At 70.3% G+C, this 19,232-nt stretch carries 12 protein-coding genes; 9 read left to right on the forward strand and 3 right to left on the reverse strand.

Going from position 1 to position 19,232, the window contains the following annotated elements:
• Positions 1-14: 14 nt before the first annotated feature.
• Both G1H10_RS00185 and cobT read right to left on the reverse strand, forming a co-directional pair.
• Positions 15-2,585 (reverse strand): winged helix-turn-helix domain-containing protein, encoded by a 2,571-nt coding sequence (locus G1H10_RS00185; protein ID WP_163730984.1) that lies wholly within the window; start codon positions 2,583-2,585, stop codon positions 15-17.
• A gap of 209 nt (positions 2,586-2,794) precedes the next feature.
• Positions 2,795-4,696: a nicotinate-nucleotide--dimethylbenzimidazole phosphoribosyltransferase gene (gene cobT, locus G1H10_RS00190; RefSeq protein WP_216852744.1), complete on the reverse strand. Its 1,902-nt coding sequence runs from the start codon at positions 4,694-4,696 to the stop codon at positions 2,795-2,797.
• Positions 4,697-5,009: 313 nt separating this feature from the next.
• On the opposite strand from cobT, the gene G1H10_RS00195 reads away from it, so the two are divergent.
• Both G1H10_RS00195 and G1H10_RS00200 read left to right on the forward strand, forming a co-directional pair.
• The gene (locus tag G1H10_RS00195; protein ID WP_163730986.1) at positions 5,010-6,146 is read left to right on the forward strand and encodes a cobalamin biosynthesis protein; all 1,137 of its coding nucleotides are present in this window, start codon (positions 5,010-5,012) and stop codon (positions 6,144-6,146) included.
• Positions 6,143-7,765 carry a cobyric acid synthase gene (locus tag G1H10_RS00200; protein WP_163730989.1) on the forward strand — a complete coding sequence of 541 codons (1,623 nt, stop codon included), beginning with the start codon at positions 6,143-6,145 and terminating at the stop codon, positions 7,763-7,765. Before G1H10_RS00195 ends, G1H10_RS00200 begins: the two co-directional genes overlap by 4 nt.
• A gap of 141 nt (positions 7,766-7,906) precedes the next feature.
• Here G1H10_RS00200 and thrS read toward each other — a convergent pair whose 3' ends face one another.
• The gene (gene thrS, locus G1H10_RS00205; protein ID WP_163730991.1) at positions 7,907-9,133 is read right to left on the reverse strand and encodes a threonine--tRNA ligase; all 1,227 of its coding nucleotides are present in this window, start codon (positions 9,131-9,133) and stop codon (positions 7,907-7,909) included.
• 349 nt (positions 9,134-9,482) lie between these two features.
• Between thrS and G1H10_RS00210 the strand changes: the two genes are divergently transcribed.
• The 7 genes from G1H10_RS00210 (at position 9,483) to G1H10_RS00240 (ending at position 19,193) form a co-directional block, all read left to right on the forward strand.
• Entirely contained in the window at positions 9,483-10,442 is a 960-nt protein-coding gene (locus G1H10_RS00210; protein WP_163730994.1) for an ABC transporter ATP-binding protein, read from the forward strand.
• On the forward strand, positions 10,439-11,302 hold the full coding sequence (locus G1H10_RS00215) for an ABC transporter permease (RefSeq protein WP_163730997.1): 864 nt from the start codon (positions 10,439-10,441) through the stop codon (positions 11,300-11,302). The genes G1H10_RS00210 and G1H10_RS00215 overlap by 4 nt, the downstream gene beginning before the upstream one ends.
• Before the next feature lie 87 nt (positions 11,303-11,389).
• Entirely contained in the window at positions 11,390-12,601 is a 1,212-nt protein-coding gene (locus tag G1H10_RS00220; protein WP_163731000.1) for a sensor histidine kinase, read from the forward strand.
• Positions 12,598-13,206, forward strand: coding sequence for a response regulator transcription factor (locus tag G1H10_RS00225; RefSeq protein ID WP_163731003.1), 609 nt, complete (start codon positions 12,598-12,600; stop codon positions 13,204-13,206). The genes G1H10_RS00220 and G1H10_RS00225 overlap by 4 nt, the downstream gene beginning before the upstream one ends.
• A gap of 161 nt (positions 13,207-13,367) precedes the next feature.
• The gene (locus tag G1H10_RS00230) at positions 13,368-14,942 is read left to right on the forward strand and encodes a DUF3375 family protein (RefSeq protein WP_163731004.1); all 1,575 of its coding nucleotides are present in this window, start codon (positions 13,368-13,370) and stop codon (positions 14,940-14,942) included.
• On the forward strand, positions 14,935-15,840 hold the full coding sequence (locus tag G1H10_RS00235; protein WP_163731007.1) for a DUF4194 domain-containing protein: 906 nt from the start codon (positions 14,935-14,937) through the stop codon (positions 15,838-15,840). Before G1H10_RS00230 ends, G1H10_RS00235 begins: the two co-directional genes overlap by 8 nt.
• Entirely contained in the window at positions 15,837-19,193 is a 3,357-nt protein-coding gene (locus tag G1H10_RS00240) for an ATP-binding protein (RefSeq protein WP_163731010.1), read from the forward strand. Before G1H10_RS00235 ends, G1H10_RS00240 begins: the two co-directional genes overlap by 4 nt.
• The last annotated feature ends 39 nt before the right edge of the window (positions 19,194-19,232 follow it).

Genomic DNA, 19,232 nt, shown 5'->3' on the forward strand with positions numbered 1-19,232 from the left:
GCCGTGGCGACGCGCTACAGCAGTCCCAGCCCTCGCCCGCACTCGACCGCCTCTCGCCGGCTGTTCACGCCCAGCTTTCTGTACAGCGCTCGTAGGTGTGACTTCACCGTGTTCACACTGACCACGCGTGCGCTCGCGATCTCCTCCAGCGTCAGCATCGACGGTAGGTCCCGCAGGAGTTCCAGCTCGCGTGCGGTCAGGGTGTCTCGGGCCGCCCCGCCCGTCGCGTCAGCTCCGCCGACGGCGCGGTGCGTCACGTCGAGAACCTCCGCGACGAAGCCGTCGTGGCCCCCGAAGCGACCCAGATTGTGGATCAACAGTGCGCGCACCCGATCCGACGCGCTGGCCACGTCGCGGATGGCGCGGCCCGGCGCGGCCAGGTCGATCGAACGCCGCAAGGCCTCGTAGGCACGCGCGGGCTGGCCGCTCCCATCGGCGATCTGAGCCTCCAAGAGCCAGGCCGCGATCTCCGAACTGCGTACCTGGCAGGGTGCCTCGCCCGCGAGCACGGATGCGAGCGCCTGCCGGGCCGGCCCTTCCGCACCGTTGTGTGCGTGGATCAACGCGTCCATCACCAGGACATCGCCCCTCTTCCCGACCAGGCGCCTCGCTCGCGCCGCGGCCTGCGCCGCCCATCCTGAGTCCGCGATCGCCAGCGCCATCTGAACCTCGGTCAGGCAGTAGGAACAGACGGCGAACGGGGCGAGCCACGTCGGCTCGGCGTCCGCCCACATCGACCTCAGCCGGGTCAGGACGGCGCGGCGATCCTGGGACTCCACGAACTCCACGAACGCCCGCAACAGCCTGGTGGCGAACACCACCTCCGGCTCCACGTCGGCGTCGATCGCCGCCGCGAGCGCGAGGTACTCCGCGGCTGCGGCCATGTCGTGCATCTGCCAGGCCGCCCAGGCTGCCACCAGGTACGCAGGCAACATCCGGCTGGACGAACGCCAGCCACGGTCCGCGGCGAGCTTCAAGGCCTCAGCCGACCATGCGGATGCGGTCCCGAAGTCCTGTCGGCTCGCGGCGCTCCCGGCCAGATGCGCCAGGCAGTCCAGCGCCAGGAAGTCGCAGCCGAGCTCACGGGCCAACCCCAGCGCGGCGGAGAGATCGGCCTCCGCCCTATCGACGTCACCCATCGACGTCCGGAGCATGCCGCTATTGGCCAGCGCGAACAGCTCCAACGGCCGGTCACGCACGCCGTCCATGGGCGCACTGATCGTGTTGAGAGCGTCCATCACCGCGGGTGTGCGCACCCCACGCAGCCGTGCTTCGCAGAGGACGGCGGCCATGTGAAGTCTGCGCAGCCGCGCGTCGGCGTGCCGGTATGGATCGCGGCCGACCGTGTCGAAGTGATCTCCGGCACGAGCCAGATCTCCGCTCTGCGCGGCGCAGATCACGGCGAGCAGCCCCACCACAGGCCGAGCCAGCACCTCCGCCGGCAGCATGTCGAGCTTCGATGTCAGGCTCGCGCCCTCGCCCGCCATCAGCAACCGCAACCCTTCGCGGTCCAGCAGCTCTGCCACCAGATCCCAGTCCTCGGCGTCGACGGCATGGTCGAGCGCCATCGACGGCATGTCGTGGTGGGCGAACCAGTCCGCCGCCACCCGGTGCAGCCGGGGCCGCGCCGTCACGTCTCGCCGGTCGAGCTCCGCCAGGAGATAGCTGCGCAGCAACGCATGGTAGCGGTATGACCTGGCGGCGACGTCTTGCCCGGTCACCAGGATGTTGTCCCGGGTGAGCCGGCGCAGTACGGCGCCCGCATCGGGACGGCCCGACAGGGCTCCGGCCAGTTCCGGGAGCAACCACTCAGCCACGGCCGTGTCGAGCAGGAACGCCTCGATGTCGGCCGGCTGCTGCGCCAGCACCTCGGATACCAGGTAGTCACTGACCGGACGGTCCTCACCGGCGAAGGTCGCGATGTAGCCGCGCTTGTCTTCTCGTTGAGCGAGCGACAGTGTCGCCAGCCTCAGGCCTGCCGCCCAGCCTTCCGTCCGCTCCAGCAGCATGGCGAGGTCATCGTCGGCCAGCTGGATGCCGTGGCCCTGAAGCAGCTCCCGCGCCTCGTCATCGGCGAAGGCCAAGTCGGCAGCCCGGATCTCCGTCGCGGATCCATCCAGGATCATCCGCGGGATCGGCAGGGCGGGATCTCGCCGGCAGCCGAGCATGACCCTCAGCCCGCGCGGCAACGTCTTGAGCAGCCGCCCGAGTCCGGCCAACGCGGAGTGGGACACCACCTCGTGCAGATCGTCCAGGACCAGCAGCAACCCGTCCGGCAGTGGTTCGATCGCCGCATAGAAGGTGCGCAGAAAGCCCTTGTCGACCTCGCCGCCGAGCGGACGCATCGAGGCGAGTGCGCGCTGCACCTGCCGTTGCCGACTGCCGACCGCCGCCGCGCACGCCGCGAGGACGCCGGACCACAAGGTGTACGGGTCATTGTCCTCGGTATCGAGTGAGAGCCACGCCACCGGGATACCGCGAGCATCGAACTCCTGGCAGCGCTGCGTCATCAGCATCGTCTTGCCGGCACCGGGCGGTGCGGAGAGCACGAAGACGGCGGAGCCCTGGGCCTCTTCGGCCGCCATGGCCCGCAAGAGCCGACTTCGGTGGACAGCCACTCCCGGCGTGCGAGGCACTCGCAGTTTCGAACCAAGGACCGCCGCACGCACCCCCTCCATGGGAGCACCCACCACACGCCGATATTTACTGACGTATCAGCACCGCGCAAGCCATTACCGGTAATGTCGGCCGTCTGGCCCGACTCGTTCGTATGAGCGTCGGCGACCGGCCGGTTTCAGCCAAGGTCGAGGTCGTTCAGGGCGGCCATACCGGTGCAGATCGCCACCGCCGACCGCACCGTGGGCAGCGCCGCCAGCGCGCCCGTGCCTTCGCCCAGCCGCATCCGCAGATCGACGATCGGCTCCAGGCCCAGACGGTCGAGCGCGGCGTCGTGCGCGGGTTCGACGGAGCGATGCCCGGCCAGCCACCACGCGGCGGCGCCTGGCGTGATCAACTCCGCGACCAGCGCGGCCGCCGTCACGACGACGCCATCCAGCAGCACCGGCACGCCGTGCTCGGCCGCCGCGGCGAGGAACCCCGCCATCGCGCCGAAGTCCGCACCGCCGACCGTCGCCAGCAGCGCTTCCGGATCGTCGCGGACCGCCGTCGCCCGCTCGATCGCGGCCGCCACGATCGCCGTCTTGCGTGCCAGGCCGGCGTCATCGACGCCGGTGCCGCGGCCGGTGACCTTCCGCGCGTCCAGGCCGGTGATCGCACCGATCAACGTCGCGGCGACGGTGGTGTTGCCGATCCCGAGGTCCCCGACGACGAGCAGGTCTGCCGCCGGACGTCCCGGTGCGCGCAGCTCCTCGGCGGCCCGACCATCCGTGGCCAGCTCCTCGGCGGCCAGCGCACGCCCCGCCGCGATAGCCGCCCGCGCCTGGTCGATCGTCAGCGCGTCCTCGGAGTCGATCCGCCCGGTTCCGCGGCATACCTTGTGCTCGGTGATCTCGGCCGGGAGATCCTCCAGTTCCGCGTCGACACCCAGGTCGCGGACGCGGACCGTGGCGCCGTGCGCGGCCGCCAGCGCGCTGATCCCGGCACGTCCGGCGTGCACGGTGCGGACCATCGCCCCGGTCACCGCCGGTGGATATGCCGACGCCTGCGTGGCCACGCCATGGTCGCCCCCGATGACCGTCACGCCGATGCGGGACGGTGTGCGTGGCGGGTATGTGCCCTGCCGGGCGGCGAGCCAGATGCCGATCTCCTCCAGCCGGCCCAGCGAGCCGGGCGGTTTGGCCAGGCCATCGACCTTCTCGCGGGCGTGCCGTTCGACGTCTCGATCGATCGGCGCCGGTGTCCCCGGCGTCGCTTCGGCCCGCCCGGCACCCGTCTGGCCACCGTCCACCACGGTCGCCGCCGCGTGCCCCGACGCCGCGTCCGGCCACGGCGTCCGCCCCGGCAATTCCAGCGCCCGGCCGGCGACACACAGCACAGCGCGGTCCGCTTCCGCGGCGAATCGCTGGTTGAGCGTGCCGAGCAGGTCTCGGAAGAGCCGGCCGGACGGGGTCGCGGGGACGACGCTCCAGCCCACCTCGTTGCTCACCGCCACGATCGTCGCCGACGACGAGCGCCACGCGTCCACGAGCTCCGCGACCGCCGCGTCGACCGCGACCTCCACCGCCGGATCCAGGGCAGCGGCCGCACCGGCGTCGGCATCGGCCGCACCGGCTGCGGGGCCGGCCACAGCGTCGTCGTCATCCCAGGCACCCGCGTCGTCGAGCACCGTGGTCAACCACAGGGTCAGGCAGTCGACGATCACCGTGCCGGTCGCGGCGCGGAGCACGGCGGCGACGTCGGTGGTCTCGCGCGTCTGCCAGGACGCCGGGCGCCGCTCCCGGTGCCGGCGGATGCGTTCGGCCCATTCCGCGTCGTCGGGGGCCGGCCGGGAGGTCGCGACGTAGGTGACCACGCCCGGCTCGGCGAGCGAACGCACCCAGTTCTCGGCGAACGTCGACTTCCCCGAACGCGCGCCGCCCAGCACCAGGACCTTCTCCATCGACACCACTTCCCTTCCGGCCAGCGGACTTGTGAAGTCAAGACGGAAAGGGGCACCGATGTGCACGTGGTCCCTCCCGGCCCACCCGCAGTCCTCGACGAGCTTCGAGCCGCTTCCACGCCGGGCGTTCCGGCTCACCACCCGCATCGTCGAGCACGCGGGCGGTCTACGGTTGCGGGACAGCGCCGGACTCGGACCGGCTTTCCCCGAACGCGGAAGACCTCGGTGAACGTGTCCTCGCCGACCCCCGCCGGGCGCCGGCACGACATCGCCCACCAAGATGGAACAATGCCACATCCCACCACCCCACCCCAAAACCCCCGGCCTAAATGATCATGTGAAGTAGGTTTCTTCGTGCCCCAACAGGCCTGCAGAGGTGGTACGGCACGAGAAACCCTGGTGGTGCGCTGGCGACGGCGACCCCCAACGGACCCGACCCGACAGGAGAACAGTGACCTGGGCGACGACGACCGGCCTGGCCGCCGGTGCGATCGCCGACGCGATCGTCGGAGACCCACGCCGCGGGCATCCCGTGGCCGGCTTCGGACACGTGGCCGACCGCCTTGAACGCCGCTGGTGGACGGACTCGAAGGTACGCGGCGCCCTCTACACGGGTGTCGCAGTCGGTGCGCCGGCGCTCGCGGCCGCACTCCTGGACCGGATGTGCGCCGGCGGCAGCCGCCGACCCGGCTCGGCTCCCGTGCGCCCACTGATCCGAACGACGACGGTCGGCGCCGCCACCTGGGCAGTCCTCGGCGGCAAGAGCCTGACCCGGGAGGCCGCGCTCCTCGGCCGATCGCTCGACGACGGCGACATCGACGCTGCCCGACGCCGGCTGCCGCACCTGTGCGGACGTGACCCGGCGAGCCTCGACGCCGACGGGCTGGCCCGCGCCACGGTGGAATCCGTCGCCGAGAACACATCCGACGCCGTGGTCGCCCCGCTCGTGTGGGGTGCCGTCGGCGGACTCCCCGGCCTGGTCGCATACCGCGCGGTCAACACGCTGGACGCGATGGTCGGCCACAAGAGTGCACGTCATCGCAACTTCGGCTGGGCCTCGGCGCGGCTGGACGACGCCGCCAATCTCCTGCCCGCCCGCCTCTCCGGCCTGCTGACCGCCGCGTCGGCACCGCTCGTCGGCGGCCGTCCCGCCGATGCCCTGCGCGCGTGGCGCGACGACGCCCGTCGGCATCCGAGCCCGAATGCCGGCGTGGTGGAGGCGGCATTCGCCGGTGCGCTCGGCCGACGGCTCGGTGGACGGACGGTTTACCCGTACGGGGTCGACGAGCGGCCACTGCTCGGCTCCGGCCCTGAGACCACAGTGGAGGACATCCCACGAGCGGTGCGGCTCTCCCGCGCCGTGCAGGTCGGCACCCTGGCCACGGTCGTCGCGGCCAGGCTTGCGGTCGGCACGCTCGTTCGCCGTCGAGACCGGCTCGCGCATGGTGCGCTGAGTGACGCCACGATCCAGACAAAACGGACACGCCGACGAGCAACCACCGCACCATGGGCGAGCACTCAACACACCATGCCGCAGCTTCGCGGGAGGCGTCGGCAGGCAGCCATGAGGAACGGGAGGCGTCGATGAACGCGCGCCGGGGTGGTCTGCTGGTGGCCGGGACCACGTCGGACGCCGGGAAGAGCCTGGTGACCGCAGGCATCTGCCGTTGGCTCGCCCGCCAAGGCGTGCGCGTGGCGCCCTACAAGGCGCAGAACATGTCGAACAACTCGATGGTGTGCCCGGACGGCTCGGAGATCGGCCGGGCGCAGTGGGTGCAGGCGATGGCGGCCGGAGTGGTGCCGGAGGCTGCGATGAACCCGGTGCTGCTCAAGCCGGGCAGCGACCGCACATCGCACATCGTGCTGCGCGGCCGGCCGTACGGGACGCTCCGTGCCGGCCAGTACGCGGGCGGCCGGCAGGTGCTCGCCGAGGCCGCGTTCGAGGCGCTGGCCGACCTGCGCAGCCGGTTCGACGCGGTCATCTGTGAGGGCGCGGGCAGCCCGGCGGAGATCAACCTCCGCGCGGGCGACTACGTCAACATGGGCCTGGCCAGGCACGCGGACCTGCCCGTGGTGGTCGTCGCCGACGTCGACCGCGGCGGCTCGCTGGCCGCCATGTACGGCACGCTCGCACTGCTGGAGCCGGCGGACCAACGGCTTCTCGTCGGCTTCGTGGTCAACAAATTCCGCGGCGACGTCGACGTGCTCCGCCCCGGGCTGGACCGGATCGCGGAGCTGACCGGGCGTCCGGTGCTCGGCGTGCTGCCGTGGCTGGACGGGGTGTGGATCGACTCCGAGGACGCACTCGCCGTCGGCGGCTGGGCGGCCGGTGCCCACGGCGACGACCCGCAGTGTGCGGGTCACGGCGCACACCCCGCCGGACGCAACGGCTCGAGGCAGACCCTGTCCGTCGCCGTGGTGCGGTTTCCGCGAGTGTCCAACGCCACCGACGTCGACGCGCTGGCGTGCGAACCCGGCGTGACCGTGACGCTGACGGCCGATCCCGACGTCGTCGCCGCGGCCGACCTGGTGGTCCTTCCCGGAAGCCGCGCCACCGTGGCCGACCTGGACTGGATGCGACGACGCGGGCTGGACCATGCCGTCGCCGCACGTGCGGACGGCGGACGCCCGGTTCTCGGCATCTGCGGCGGCTACCAGATGCTCGCCCAGCGCATCGTCGACCCCATCGAGTCGGGACAGACCGTGGATGGGCTCGGGCTACTCCCCACCGAGGTGACGTTCGGCGCCGCCAAGATGCTCGGCCGTCCGCTCGGGTCATGGCGCGGCCACGACGTGCACGCCTACGAGATCCACCACGGCATCGCCACGCTCCACGACGACCCGGCGCGCATGACACGCGCCGACGCTGATGGCCTCCGTCCACGTGTGGGCGGGAGCGCACACTCCACCGGATCCTATGAGGAGTTCCTCGACGGCTTCCGGGCCGGCAGTGTGTGGGGAACCACCTGGCACGGTGCGTTCGAGAACGACGGGTTCCGCCGTGCCTGGCTGACCGAGGTCGCCGAAACGATCGGTCACGGCTGGCGGCCGTCGGCGGCGGCACCCGGATTCGCCGCCCAGCGCGAGCTGATGCTGGACCACCTCGCCGACGCCGTCGCGCAGCACCTGGACACGGCCGCCCTGCTCACGCTCATCGAGAGCGGTGTTCCCGACGGCCTTCCGCTCGTCAGGCCCTCCACCGGCTGACCGCTCCCCGACGGCCGACGCGATCGAGCGCGACTGGGCCACCGCGTCCGAAGCCGTGGACTCGGCGCAGCGCGCGCTCGAGGAATCGGGCTACCGCGACCTGGCCGCGGAGTGTCGCGACGCCTGACAGGCGCCGCCCAGTCAGCCGGAGAACCCGAGGTCGCGTGAGCGCTCGCGGCTGACCCGGCTGAGCTCGCCCAGCAGCACCCCGATATCCACATTGTTGCGTCGCCGCCCATCGCGTAGCCGCAACGCCACCTGGCCGGCGTCGACCTCGCGATCACCCACCACCGCGACGTACGGCACCCGCCGCTCATGTGCCCGCCGGATCCGCTGCGCAACGGTGGCCTCGGCGCCGACGACGTCAGCCCGCAGCCCCGCCGCCACCGCGTCGTCGTAGATCTTCCCCGCGACGGCCGCATGCGCCTCTCCGACCGGAAGAATCGCCAGCTGCACCGGCGCCAGCCAGACCGGGAACGCCCCGTCGTACAGCTCGATCAGGTGCGCGACCAGCCGCTCCATCGCCGACATGACCCCACGATGGATCATCACCGGCTGTCGGCTGCTTCCGTCGGCGGCCACATAGCGTAGATCGAATCGCTCAGGTTGGTTGAAGTCGAGCTGGACGGTCGACAGCGACTCCTCCCGCCCAGCCGAGTCCCTTACCTCGATGTCGATCTTCGGCCCGTAGAAGGCGGCCTCACCCGGGGCTTCGACGTACTCGGCGCCGACGGCCGCCAGCGCGTCCCGCAGCATCTCCTCGCAGCGCTCCCACAGCGCCGCGTCTCCCAGATACTTCCCTGCCTCGCCGCGGCGCGACAGCCGCAGGTAGGCGACCTCGATGCCGAGCACGTCGTAGACGTGACGGATCTGGCGCAGCGCCGACTCGACTTCGTCGGCGATCTGCTCCGGCGCGCAGAAGACGTGGGTGTCGTCCAGGTTGATCTGACGTACCCGGGACAGCCCGCCCAATACCCCGGACAGCTCGCTGCGGAACATCGGGGCAAGCTCGGACAGGCGTACCGGCAGGTCTCGGTAGCTGCGCTGCTGCGACGCGTAGACCAGGGCATGGTGCGGGCAGTTGGCCGGCCGCAGGACGAATTCCTCACCGCCGACGCGCATCGGCGGGAACATGTCGTCGGCGAACTTGCCCCAGTGGCCGGAGCGCTCGAACAGCGCACGTTTGGCCAGCACCGGGGTGTAGACGTGCTGGCTACCGGCACGGGCCGCCTGCTCGGCGGCGAACCTCTCCAGCTCCGCACGGATGACGGCGCCGTCCGGCAGCCACAGTGGCAACCCTGAACCGACATCGGGGTGGGTGGCGAACAGGTCAAGCGAGCGGCCCAGCTCGCGGTGGTCGATCGACATGATGGTGGGCTCCTTCGCAGGTATGGAGCCCGAAGACCAGACCCACGACGGCCCGCCTCAACGGAACCTCGGGACCTCTGGCCCCTGGGCTCGTGGGTGAGAGAAACGTCAGGTCACACCGCAGCCACGCCGGGTCAGAGTGCCCGGCGTCGTCGTCAGATGCTGGTGGTGTGCCATGCCCACGACGGTACCCCGGGCCTGGCCCCCGACGCACCTGGTTTACGTGGCTGTCGGCATGCTCCGCGTCTTCCGACCCATGACGCATGTCACGGTGCACTCCTGAAGGACCCACGCGATCCGGTGACGTGGTCAACGGTCGAACGCTGGGTCGCCGGGCGATCGTGGACGTATGACAGAGACCATCATCGACGTCGACGGGTTGCGTCGGCGCTACGGCGGCACCGACGACGGTTTCGAGGCGGTGCGCGGCGTGTCCTTCACGGTTCACAAGGGCGAGCTGTTCGCACTTCTCGGCACCAACGGGGCCGGCAAGACCTCCACGCTCGAAATGATCGAAGGGCTCGCTCCTGCAGGTGCGGGCTCGGTGGCCGTGCTCGGCAGGGACCCGTACATCGACCGGGCCGACGTCCGTCCGCGGATCGGGATCATGCTGCAGGAGGGCGGTTTCCCCTCCGACCTGACCGTGGCGGAGATGGCCATGATGTGGGCCGGGATGATGGCCGACCACCGCCCGATCTCCGAGGCGCTGGAGGTGGTAGACCTCGGCTCCCGCACGGACGTGAAGATCCGTGCCCTCTCCGGAGGCGAACGACGACGCCTGGACCTGGCGTTGGCCCTGATGGGACGCCCGGACGTGCTCTTCCTCGACGAGCCGACCACGGGGCTCGATCCGCAGAGCCGGCGGGCCGCCTGGGAGCTCATCCGCGGCCTGCTCGACGACGGCACCACCATCGTGCTGACCACGCACTATCTGGAGGAGGCCGAGGAACTGGCCGACCGGATCGCCATCATGGACGCGGGCCGGATCGTCACGAGCGGCACCGCCGCCGAGATCGCGGCCGCCCACCCGGCGCGGATCTCGTTCGAGCTCGACGACGCCCTGCTCCGTGCGGACGACGGCGCCGTCTCCCCGCGCGTGCAGTTGCCGCCGCTGAACGCCCAGTTCCACACCACCGGCCGGCGCGTCACCGTGCACACGGACGAGGTCCAGCAGACCTTGACCGACCTGCTCGGCTGGGCCAACGAGCGCGGCATCGCACTCACCGGTCTGAACGTCCGATCCGGATCCCTGGAGCAGGCCTTTCTCGCCGTGGCATCCGGCGAGCACCGCGAGGAGATCACCGCATGACCACCCCGAACCAGAGCCACACCCCCACCTCGACCCCCACTCCCAGCCCCAGCTCCAGCGCCTTCGCCGCCGTCCGCGCCGCCGGCCGGCGGATCCGTGCGATGAGCCGCGCCGAAGTGCGTCTTCTGACCCGGAACACGATGGCCATGGTGACCGCGTTGGCCATGCCGGCACTCCTCGTGGTCTTCACCTACGCCACCTCCGACGACGCCGTCGGCGAACGGATGGAACTCGGCTCGTTCATCACCGTCGCCATGACCGGCTTCGTGCTGCTGTTCGTGGTCTACTACAACCTGGTCTCGTCCTACGTCGCTCGTCGCGAGGAACTGGTGCTGAAACGTCTGCGCACGAGCGAGGCGACGGACTTCGAGATCCTCGCCGGAACCGCGGTTCCCGCCCTGTTGATCGGCATGGTTCAGGTGATCTTGGTGGCCGTGGCGTCCGCCGCGCTGCTGGATCTGGGCGTGCCGGTCAACCCGATCCTCGTCGTGGTGGGCGTTCTCGGTGGGGCTGCCGTCTTCGTCCTGCTCGCAGCGGCCAGCACCGCATTCACCCGCACCGTCGAGTCGGCGCAGGTGAGCACGCTTCCGCTGGTTCTGGTCTCGATGGTGCTGTCCGGGATGATGGTTCCGTTGGACACCTACCCGGACATGCTGGGCGACGCCGCTCGGCTGTTGCCGCTGACGCCCGTCGTCGAGTTGATCCAGCTGGGGCTGGAGGGAACGGACGGGACCGCTGCTGCTGCCGATTTCACCGGGACGTTCAGTGAGGCCCTGGCCCCATCGGCCGTACTGCTGGTCTGGATCTACCTCGGCGTGTACGCCGTGCGGCGCTGGTTCCGCTGGGAACCGCGAACCTGACCGCCCCGATGCCGGTTCCGCAGGCATCAGGACGGGGCCACAGGCATAATGTCCAGCGCAGTGCACAACGGATCGAGGACTGACGGCATGGAGTTCACGCGTAGCGGTCCACGTCGGGTCGATCTGTACAACCGGGTCAGCATGTACGGCTTGATCGTCATCGAGCCGGTCCTCGCCCTCGCACTCATCGGGCAAGTCTCCGTGGACGCCCCGTCACACGTCTTGATCTCCATGCTCGGACTGAGCGCGCTGCACGCGATCGCCTGCCTCCTGTTGCTGCGCGCGAGCATGCGGTACCGCCTCGGGGCCGCTCCCCGGCCAGACCTGCTGCGCGTCGTCGCCGGGGTGGTCACGCTCGCCGGAGTGGCGATGGTCCAGGTGTGGCGGGAGTATCTGGAGCTCTCCGACCCGGACACGCCGGATCTCGGCTATATGGCGCTCGCGGTGCTGTTGGTCTTCTACGGCGGTCCGCTCGCCGCGGGGATGCCCGCCCGCGACGGCCGGTGGCTGGCTCTCGCGGGTCTCGCCGCTCTGCTCGGCATCGGCTGGACGGGCGGGCACGTGCCGAGTGGTGGGGCCGCGCCGACCGTCGCCGTCATCTGGGCCTTCGTCGCAGCGTTCTTCGCATCGACCTTTCCGACGTTCGTGTGGATCTCCAAGGTCCTGTGGGAGCTGGATCGATCACGGGAGACGGAGGCCCGGCTCGCCGTCGCCGAGGAACGGCTGCGTTTCGCCCGGGATCTGCATGACGTGCTCGGCCGCAACCTGTCCGTGGTAGCCCTGAAGAGCCAGCTCACGGGCAAGCTGATCGAGCGCGACCCGGACGAAGCGGCGCGTCAGGCGGAGGAGGTCCGACGGCTCGCGGAGAGTTCGCTGAAGGAGGTGCGCGACGTGGTCCGCGGCTATCGCGCCACCGATCTGGACACCGAGTTGGCGGGCTCGCGCGCGGTCCTGGAGGCCGCCGGCGTGCGGTGCACCATCACGGGTGCCGCCGAGCATCTGCCGCCGGACGTGCAGTCGACGCTGGCCTGGGTGGTGCGCGAGGGCACGACGAACGTCCTCCGGCACAGCGACGCCACGCGCTGCGTCATCACGCTCGGCCGCGACGGCGGTACCGTCATGCTCACCATGGAGAACGACCGCGTACGCGACAGCTCCGCCGGCGCGCCCGGCAACGGCCTCGTCGGCCTGCGCGAACGCGTCCAGGCCGCCGGCGGGACGCTGGGTGCCGGGACCCGGCCGGACGGTACCTACCGGCTGACCACGACGCTCCCGGTGGATGAGCAGGAGCAGCCATGACCATCCGGTTCATGCTCGCCGACGACGAGCACCTGATCCGCGGCGCGCTGGCGGCGCTGCTGGCGCTGGAAGACGACCTGGCGCTGGTCGCAGAGGCGGCATCGGGCGACGAGGCGCTGGCGATGGCACGCAAGCACCGCCCGGACGTCGCCGTTCTCGACCTGCAGATGCCGGGGCTGGACGGGATCGCCGTCGCGGAGGCTCTGCGCACCGAGGTGCCGGAGTGCCAGGTGATCATCGTCACCGGCCACGGCCGTCCGGGCCACCTGCGTCGGGCGTTGAGCACCGGGGTGCGCGGCTTCCTGCCCAAGACGGTGCCGGCGGAGAAGATGGCGGATGTGGTGCGCACCGTACACGGCGGGGGCCGCTACATCGACCCGGACTTGGCCGCGGATGCGATCAGCGCGGGTGACAGCCCGCTCTCCGCCCGCGAGGCGGACATCCTGGAGGTGGCAGCCGACGGAACCCCAGTGGAGGAGATCGCCGCCCGGTTGGCGCTCGCTCCGGGCACCGTGCGCAACCATCTTTCCTCCGCCGGCCAGAAGCTGGGTGCAGCGAATCGGCACGAAGCGGTGCAGATCGCCCGACGCCACGGCTGGATCTAACCGGTGTCACCTCTCGCTTCCTGAGCGTACGTGACGCTTGGAGCCCGCTGAAGCACGCCAAACGCTACCCAGACTCAAGAAGTCGGCGTGTCCGAGGCCGGACGTCGGGGATGCGCGTTCGAATCGTGTGTGGAGCGGGTGATGGATTATCGTGTCCCAGCGTGAGGGGGACTGACCGGAGCGCCGAGCACCTGTGGCACGAGTTCCGCGCCAACGCCGCCGCCGACGTGACGATGTCCCTGCTGCGCTCGAACGACGCGCTCCTCCACCTGGCGCTGATGGCGGCGCACCTGGGCGACGGGCAGATCGTCGACGGGGAGACCCTGACCGGAAGGATCGAGGCAGACCTCGCCGGGCCGTTGCGCAGCTATGTACCTTCCGATGACGATCCCGTCTTCGGGCCCGCGCCGGACGCGGACGCCCTGCTCACGCGGTGGACGAAGAAGGGGTGGGTGCATCGGAGCATCGACCCGGAGACGCGGCTGGAGCGCTACCAGCTGACCTCCGGCGCCAGCCAGGCGGTCCGGCAGATGCGGAACCTGCGCCGACAGACCTCGCTGGCCACCGAGTCCGCGCTCTCGATGGTGATGGCCGAGATGCGCCAGATCGCCTCCGATGCCAATCCGGATCCACAGGCCCGCCGGCAGGCGCTGGACGAGCAGATCGCCATGTTGGTCGCGCAGCGCGAAGCGCTGGACAGTGGCGAGGCCCCGGCCGTGGACCAGCGCGAACTGGTGGACAAGGTCACCGCCCTGACCCAGCTGACCGAGAGGATCCCGTCGGACATCGCCCGCTACGGGGAGCAGATGCAGGCCAACACCACCTCACTGATCCGGCAGAGCCTGGCCGACGACCCGGCCGCGTTCGCCGAGTCGCTGGATCGGATGTTCGAGGGCCATGACGTCATCTCGGAGTCGGCCGAGGGACAGGCGTTCCGCGCGTTCGCCACCCTGATCGCCACACCGTCGCAGCGCGCACAGCTGGAGTCCGACATCGCGGAGGTCATCTCGCACGTCCACTCGCTGCCGCCGGACATCGCCGAGTCGCTGTCCGGGTTCATCGACGCGATGTGGAACCGGGTGCAGGAGGTCGAGGACGCTCGCGCCGTGGCGTTCCGCCGGATGAACAACTTCGTCCGCGGCGGCGACGCATTGCACTACCGCAGCATGCGCACGCTGGTCAGCGAGGCACAGGCAGCCGCGGCCGAGGCGTTCCAGCACACGCACGGCGGCCGGGACATCGGCTTCGCCGTCCCGATGAGCGGTGCGGACACGTCGTCCGTCGGGCGGCTGCGGCTCTCCGAGGGGGCGGGTGACCCGCCCGACTCGCTCGCCGACGGCGCCGATGAGTTCACCGTCGACCCGGCCTCGCTCGTCGGGCAGGAATCCATCGACTGGGCGGCTCTGCGCTCGGCGGTGAACGCAGCGTTGGACGCGGTCGCCGACGACGCAGGGCGGGCGACGCTGCCGCACGTGCTCGAGCGCATCGACCGGCCGCGCACCGGCGACGTGATCGGCCTGTGGTCCCTGGCCACCCGCCATGGCGACGTCGACCCCGAGGTCCGGGTGACTACGGTCGCCTACACCAGCCATGGCGCCCGGGAGATCACCCTGCCGGCCATCACGTTCGCCGAACCCGTCCCCGACTCGACGATCGCCGTCGAGCACCACCGCACCCTGAGCAAGCAGCCGCTGTTGCTCGAAGCCAGCCTCGTGGAAGACACCGTCGATGCCTGAGACACCAGACGCCACCGACATCATCCCCGCCGACGCCGACGGGTTGTTCTCGGAGGAGAGTGCGATCCCGGCGGCCACTCTGGACCCGACGGAGGTCTTCGACGAGAGCGCCGAAGACACCCCCGGTACGCGCGTCGGCGCCGGCGATCACGAGCCCCGGTTCGACGGCGACACCAGCGAGCTGCCACCCGAGGTGTGCTGGACGCTGCAGGAGCTGGTCGCCGCTCCGCACATCTCGGGCAGCGGCCGGCACTGGGCGGTGATGCTGCAGCACGAGAAGAAGCTACGCAGCCGTCTGTCCGAGCTGGGTCTGCTGCTCGAGATCAACCATGAGCACCGGTACGCCTTCACCCGCCAGGCCGACGACCCGAGCCCGCACAGCCGCACGATTCTGCGCGCCAAGACGCTCAGCCTGGCAGCCAGCACCTTGGCGCTCTATCTCTATCAGCAGTATCTGGCGTCGCCGGACAACCCGGTGGTGGAGACGGCGGACATGATCGACCACATGATGGCGTACAAGCGCGCCGATGACACGGACGAGGCGGCGTTCCAGAAGAAGGTGGTCGCCGCGATCAAATCGCTGGACGACGCCGCCATCATCAAGCCGGTCAAGGGCACCGACCGCTACCTTGTCTACGGGGTGATCACGTCGCTGCTGACCGCGGAGCGAGTGGAAGCACTCACCCGGCGCTACCAGGCCATCGCTCGCGGTGAGGCACCGGCCGACGACGACGCGCCGATCAGCGACGTCCCGTTCGGTGACGTTGCACCCGACGACGAGCCGGGCTCCGCGACGAACGGCGACGACGGATTCGCTGACGCCGACGGACTCACCACCGCCGACGGATTCGCCGACGACGACGAAACCGGCGACGACGAAGGGGGCGACGGGCGATGACCGGCACCGATGTCGGAGCCCGCACGATCTACCTGGGCCAGTTCCGGCTGATCCGGCTGCAGGTGATCAACTGGGGCACGTTCAGCGGCTACAAGGACTTCCCCATCGACGAGCGGGGCGTCCTGTTCACCGGGCCGTCGGGCTCGGGCAAGTCATCGCTGATGGACGCCCACTCGGCGGTGCTGCTCCCCACCCATGACCAGCGGTTCAACGCCTCGGCGGACCTGAACGTCCGGGGCGCCAAGCAGGCCACCCGCAGCGTCGCCGACTACGTCCGCGGTGCCTGGTCGGAGACGAACGACGAGCACGCGCAGTCTCAGGTGCGTTACCTGCGCGGCGGCAAACCCACCTGGTCGGCGATCGCCGCCACCTACGCGGACGGCGTCGACTCGATCACCACGGCCGTCGTCGTGAAGTGGTTCACCGGGGCGGAGACCGACGGGTCGTCGCTGAAGACCATGCACCAGTTGCACCACGGCCACTTCAACCTCAAACTGATGGAGGAGTGGGCGCAGCGCAACTTCGACACCCGCTGGCTGAAGGCCACGTACCCGGCGCACTATCCGGAGAGCCAGACCGCGTACATGCGGGAACTGACCAAACGCATCGGTCTCGGCGGATCCAAGACCGCGCTGTCCTTGCTCGGCAAGGCGAAGGCGATGAAGAACGTCGGCGACCTGAACCTGTTCATCCGCGGCAACATGCTGGACGAACCGGAGACGTTCGGCGCCGCGCAGAAGATGCTCGACGCGTTCACCCCGCTCAACGAGGCGTACGAGACGGCCCGTCGCGCCCACGCACAGGAACGCGTGCTGCGCGACCTGCCGCCGAACTGGGAGACGTACCGTGTGTCCGGCCGCACCCACAGCCTCGCCGAGACGCTGCTGGGTGAGGCGATGGAGACCTACCTGCGCGGCGCACACGTCCATGCCTTGCAGGACGCCCTGGACGAGCTGGAGCGGGAAAAGAAGGCGCTCGACACCGACCTCGGGGAGCGCGATCGGCAGTACGAGGAGGCCAAGGCGGCCTACGTCTCGCTCGACGAGCAGCTGCGCCGCGAAGGGCAGGCCCTGGAGGACCTGAAACTGCGGCTGGAGGCCGCCAACAGCGAGGCGGCGTCGCGCGAGCGTACCTACCGCACCTACAGCGCGCTCGTGGATCGGCTCGGCGAGGCCACGCCGGCAACCGAAGAAGAGTTCGCCGCTCTGCGGGAACGGCTGCCTCAGGTGCTGGAGCAGGCCCGCGCCGACCAGCAGGAGCTGGAGCCGCAGCGGCATGCGATCTTCGCCGCGGCCGGGGACGCGCGCAAGCAGCACCAGGCCAAGGCGGCCGAGCTGACCACGCTGCGGTCCACCGAGTCGCTGATTCCGAACCATGCGGCGCGGCGGCGGGAGCTGATCGCCGACGGCGCCGGTGTTCCGGTGGCCGAATTGCCGTATGCCGCCGAGCTGATCGACATCGCCGACGGGGAGGAGCGGTGGCGCCCGGCGGCGGAGAAGGTGCTGCGCTCGTTCGGCCTGCGGCTGCTGGTGCCGAAGCGGCATCAGAAAGCCGTGCAGGCCTTCATCGACGGCAACGACATGCGCGGCGTCGTCGAGTACAGCGTGGTGACGGCCGTCTCGGGTGCGCCGGCCACGCCGGGGCGGGAGACGCTGGCCGCCAAGCTGACCGTCGACTGGGATCATCCGTGCGGTCCGTGGCTGGCCGAACAGCTGGCCGACCGGTTCGACCACGCCTGCGTGGAGAGCGCCGAGGAGCTGGAGCAGCACCGGATGGCGGTGACCCTGCGCGGGACCGTGAAGCTGCCCGGCAGCCACTACCGCAAGGATGACCGGTCGGAGACCGCCAACCCGGCCTCGTTCATTCTGGGCGGCAGCGTCACGGCCAAGCTGGCCGCATTGGAAAGCGAGGTCAGCGCCCTGGCCGCCGCCGAGGAGCGCACCCGCGCCGACGCGGACGACCTGGATCGCCGCCATCGCGAGCTGGAGGCGGTGGTCGACGCCGCGACACAGCTGGCGAACTACACCGGCTGGTCGCAACTCGACCATTGGACCAGCGCGGCGGCGGCCGCGTCGTACGCGGAACGTATCGAGCAGCTGAAGGCGGACAACGTCGACCTCCAGCGGATCGAGGAAGAGCGCGCCGCGGCCGAGGAACGCTGGCAGTCCGTGTCAGACGCCTGCTCCGAACTGCGCAACAAGCTCAGTGCCAACAGCGTCCGGCAGAACACGCTGGTGGAGACGTACGAGCGGGAGTCCGCCAAACCGCACACGCTGGAGAACGAGGAACACCGAAGCTATCTCGACGAGGTGTTCGCCGGAGTCGAGGCCCCGGTCACCCCGGAGAACTTCACCCAGCTGCGGGTCGCGTTCCGCAAGGAGCTCGAGCGTCGCCGAGATGCCGCCGAGGCCGAGCGCCGGTACGCCCACGCTCGGGTGAAGTCGGCCATCGACCGGTTCATCGAGGAGTGGCCCGATTCGGCGCCGGACGCCACCGGCGACGTCGACCGCTCCGGCGCCGACTTCGCAGCGCTCCACGCCGACATCGTGCGTCGGCGCCTGCCGCATGCGATGGGCCGCTTCCAGCAGATGATCAGCGAGGACATGGTCCCATCGATCAGCGTGCTGCAGCGTGCGGTGGAGAACGCGGCCGGGGAGATCGAGAACCGGATCGCCATGGTGAACACCGGGCTGTCCCGGGTCGAGTTCAACCCGGGCACGCACCTGCAGATCGCCTACAAAGCCAACCCGCCGGCCGAGGTCAAGGAGTTCCGCCGCAAGGTCGATGCGCTGCTCCGCGACGCACCGGCGGCGCGGCGCGATCCGGAGAAGCTGCTCGCTCAGTTCCGCCGGGTGCGTGAGCTGATGACCCGGTTCACCGGCGACGACGCCGAATCGCGCCGGTGGCGGACCAGCGTGCTGGACGTCCGCACCAGCTACTTCTTCTATGGCGTGGAGAGCGACGCGGAGGAGAACGTCGTCGCCACGTACCGGAACACGGCGTCGAATTCGGGCGGCGAGCAGGAGAAGCTGGTCGCGTTCTGCCTGGCGGCGGCGCTGAGCTATAACCTTGCCGACCCCGACTCGGATGGGCGGCCGCACTTCGCGCCGCTGATGCTCGACGAGGCGTTCAGCAAGTCCGACGAAGCGTTCAGCCAGCAGGCGCTGGCCGCGTTCGACGAGTTCGGATTCCAGCTGATCATCGCCGCGCCGATCCGCATGTCCGGCATCCTGGAGCCGTTCATCGGGCAGGCGGTGCTGGTGGACAAGCGTGTGACGGATGATGGAGCACGCTCGAACGCGACGATGGCCACGTTCGGCGAACTCGCCGCCCGTAAGGTCACCGACGGCTGATCCGTCCTACACTTTCCCGGGAGCGAGCATGCACTCCGG

The organism is Phytoactinopolyspora halotolerans, assembly GCF_010550675.1.
In the GTDB taxonomy this organism is placed as follows: domain Bacteria; phylum Actinomycetota; class Actinomycetes; order Jiangellales; family Jiangellaceae; genus Phytoactinopolyspora; species Phytoactinopolyspora halotolerans.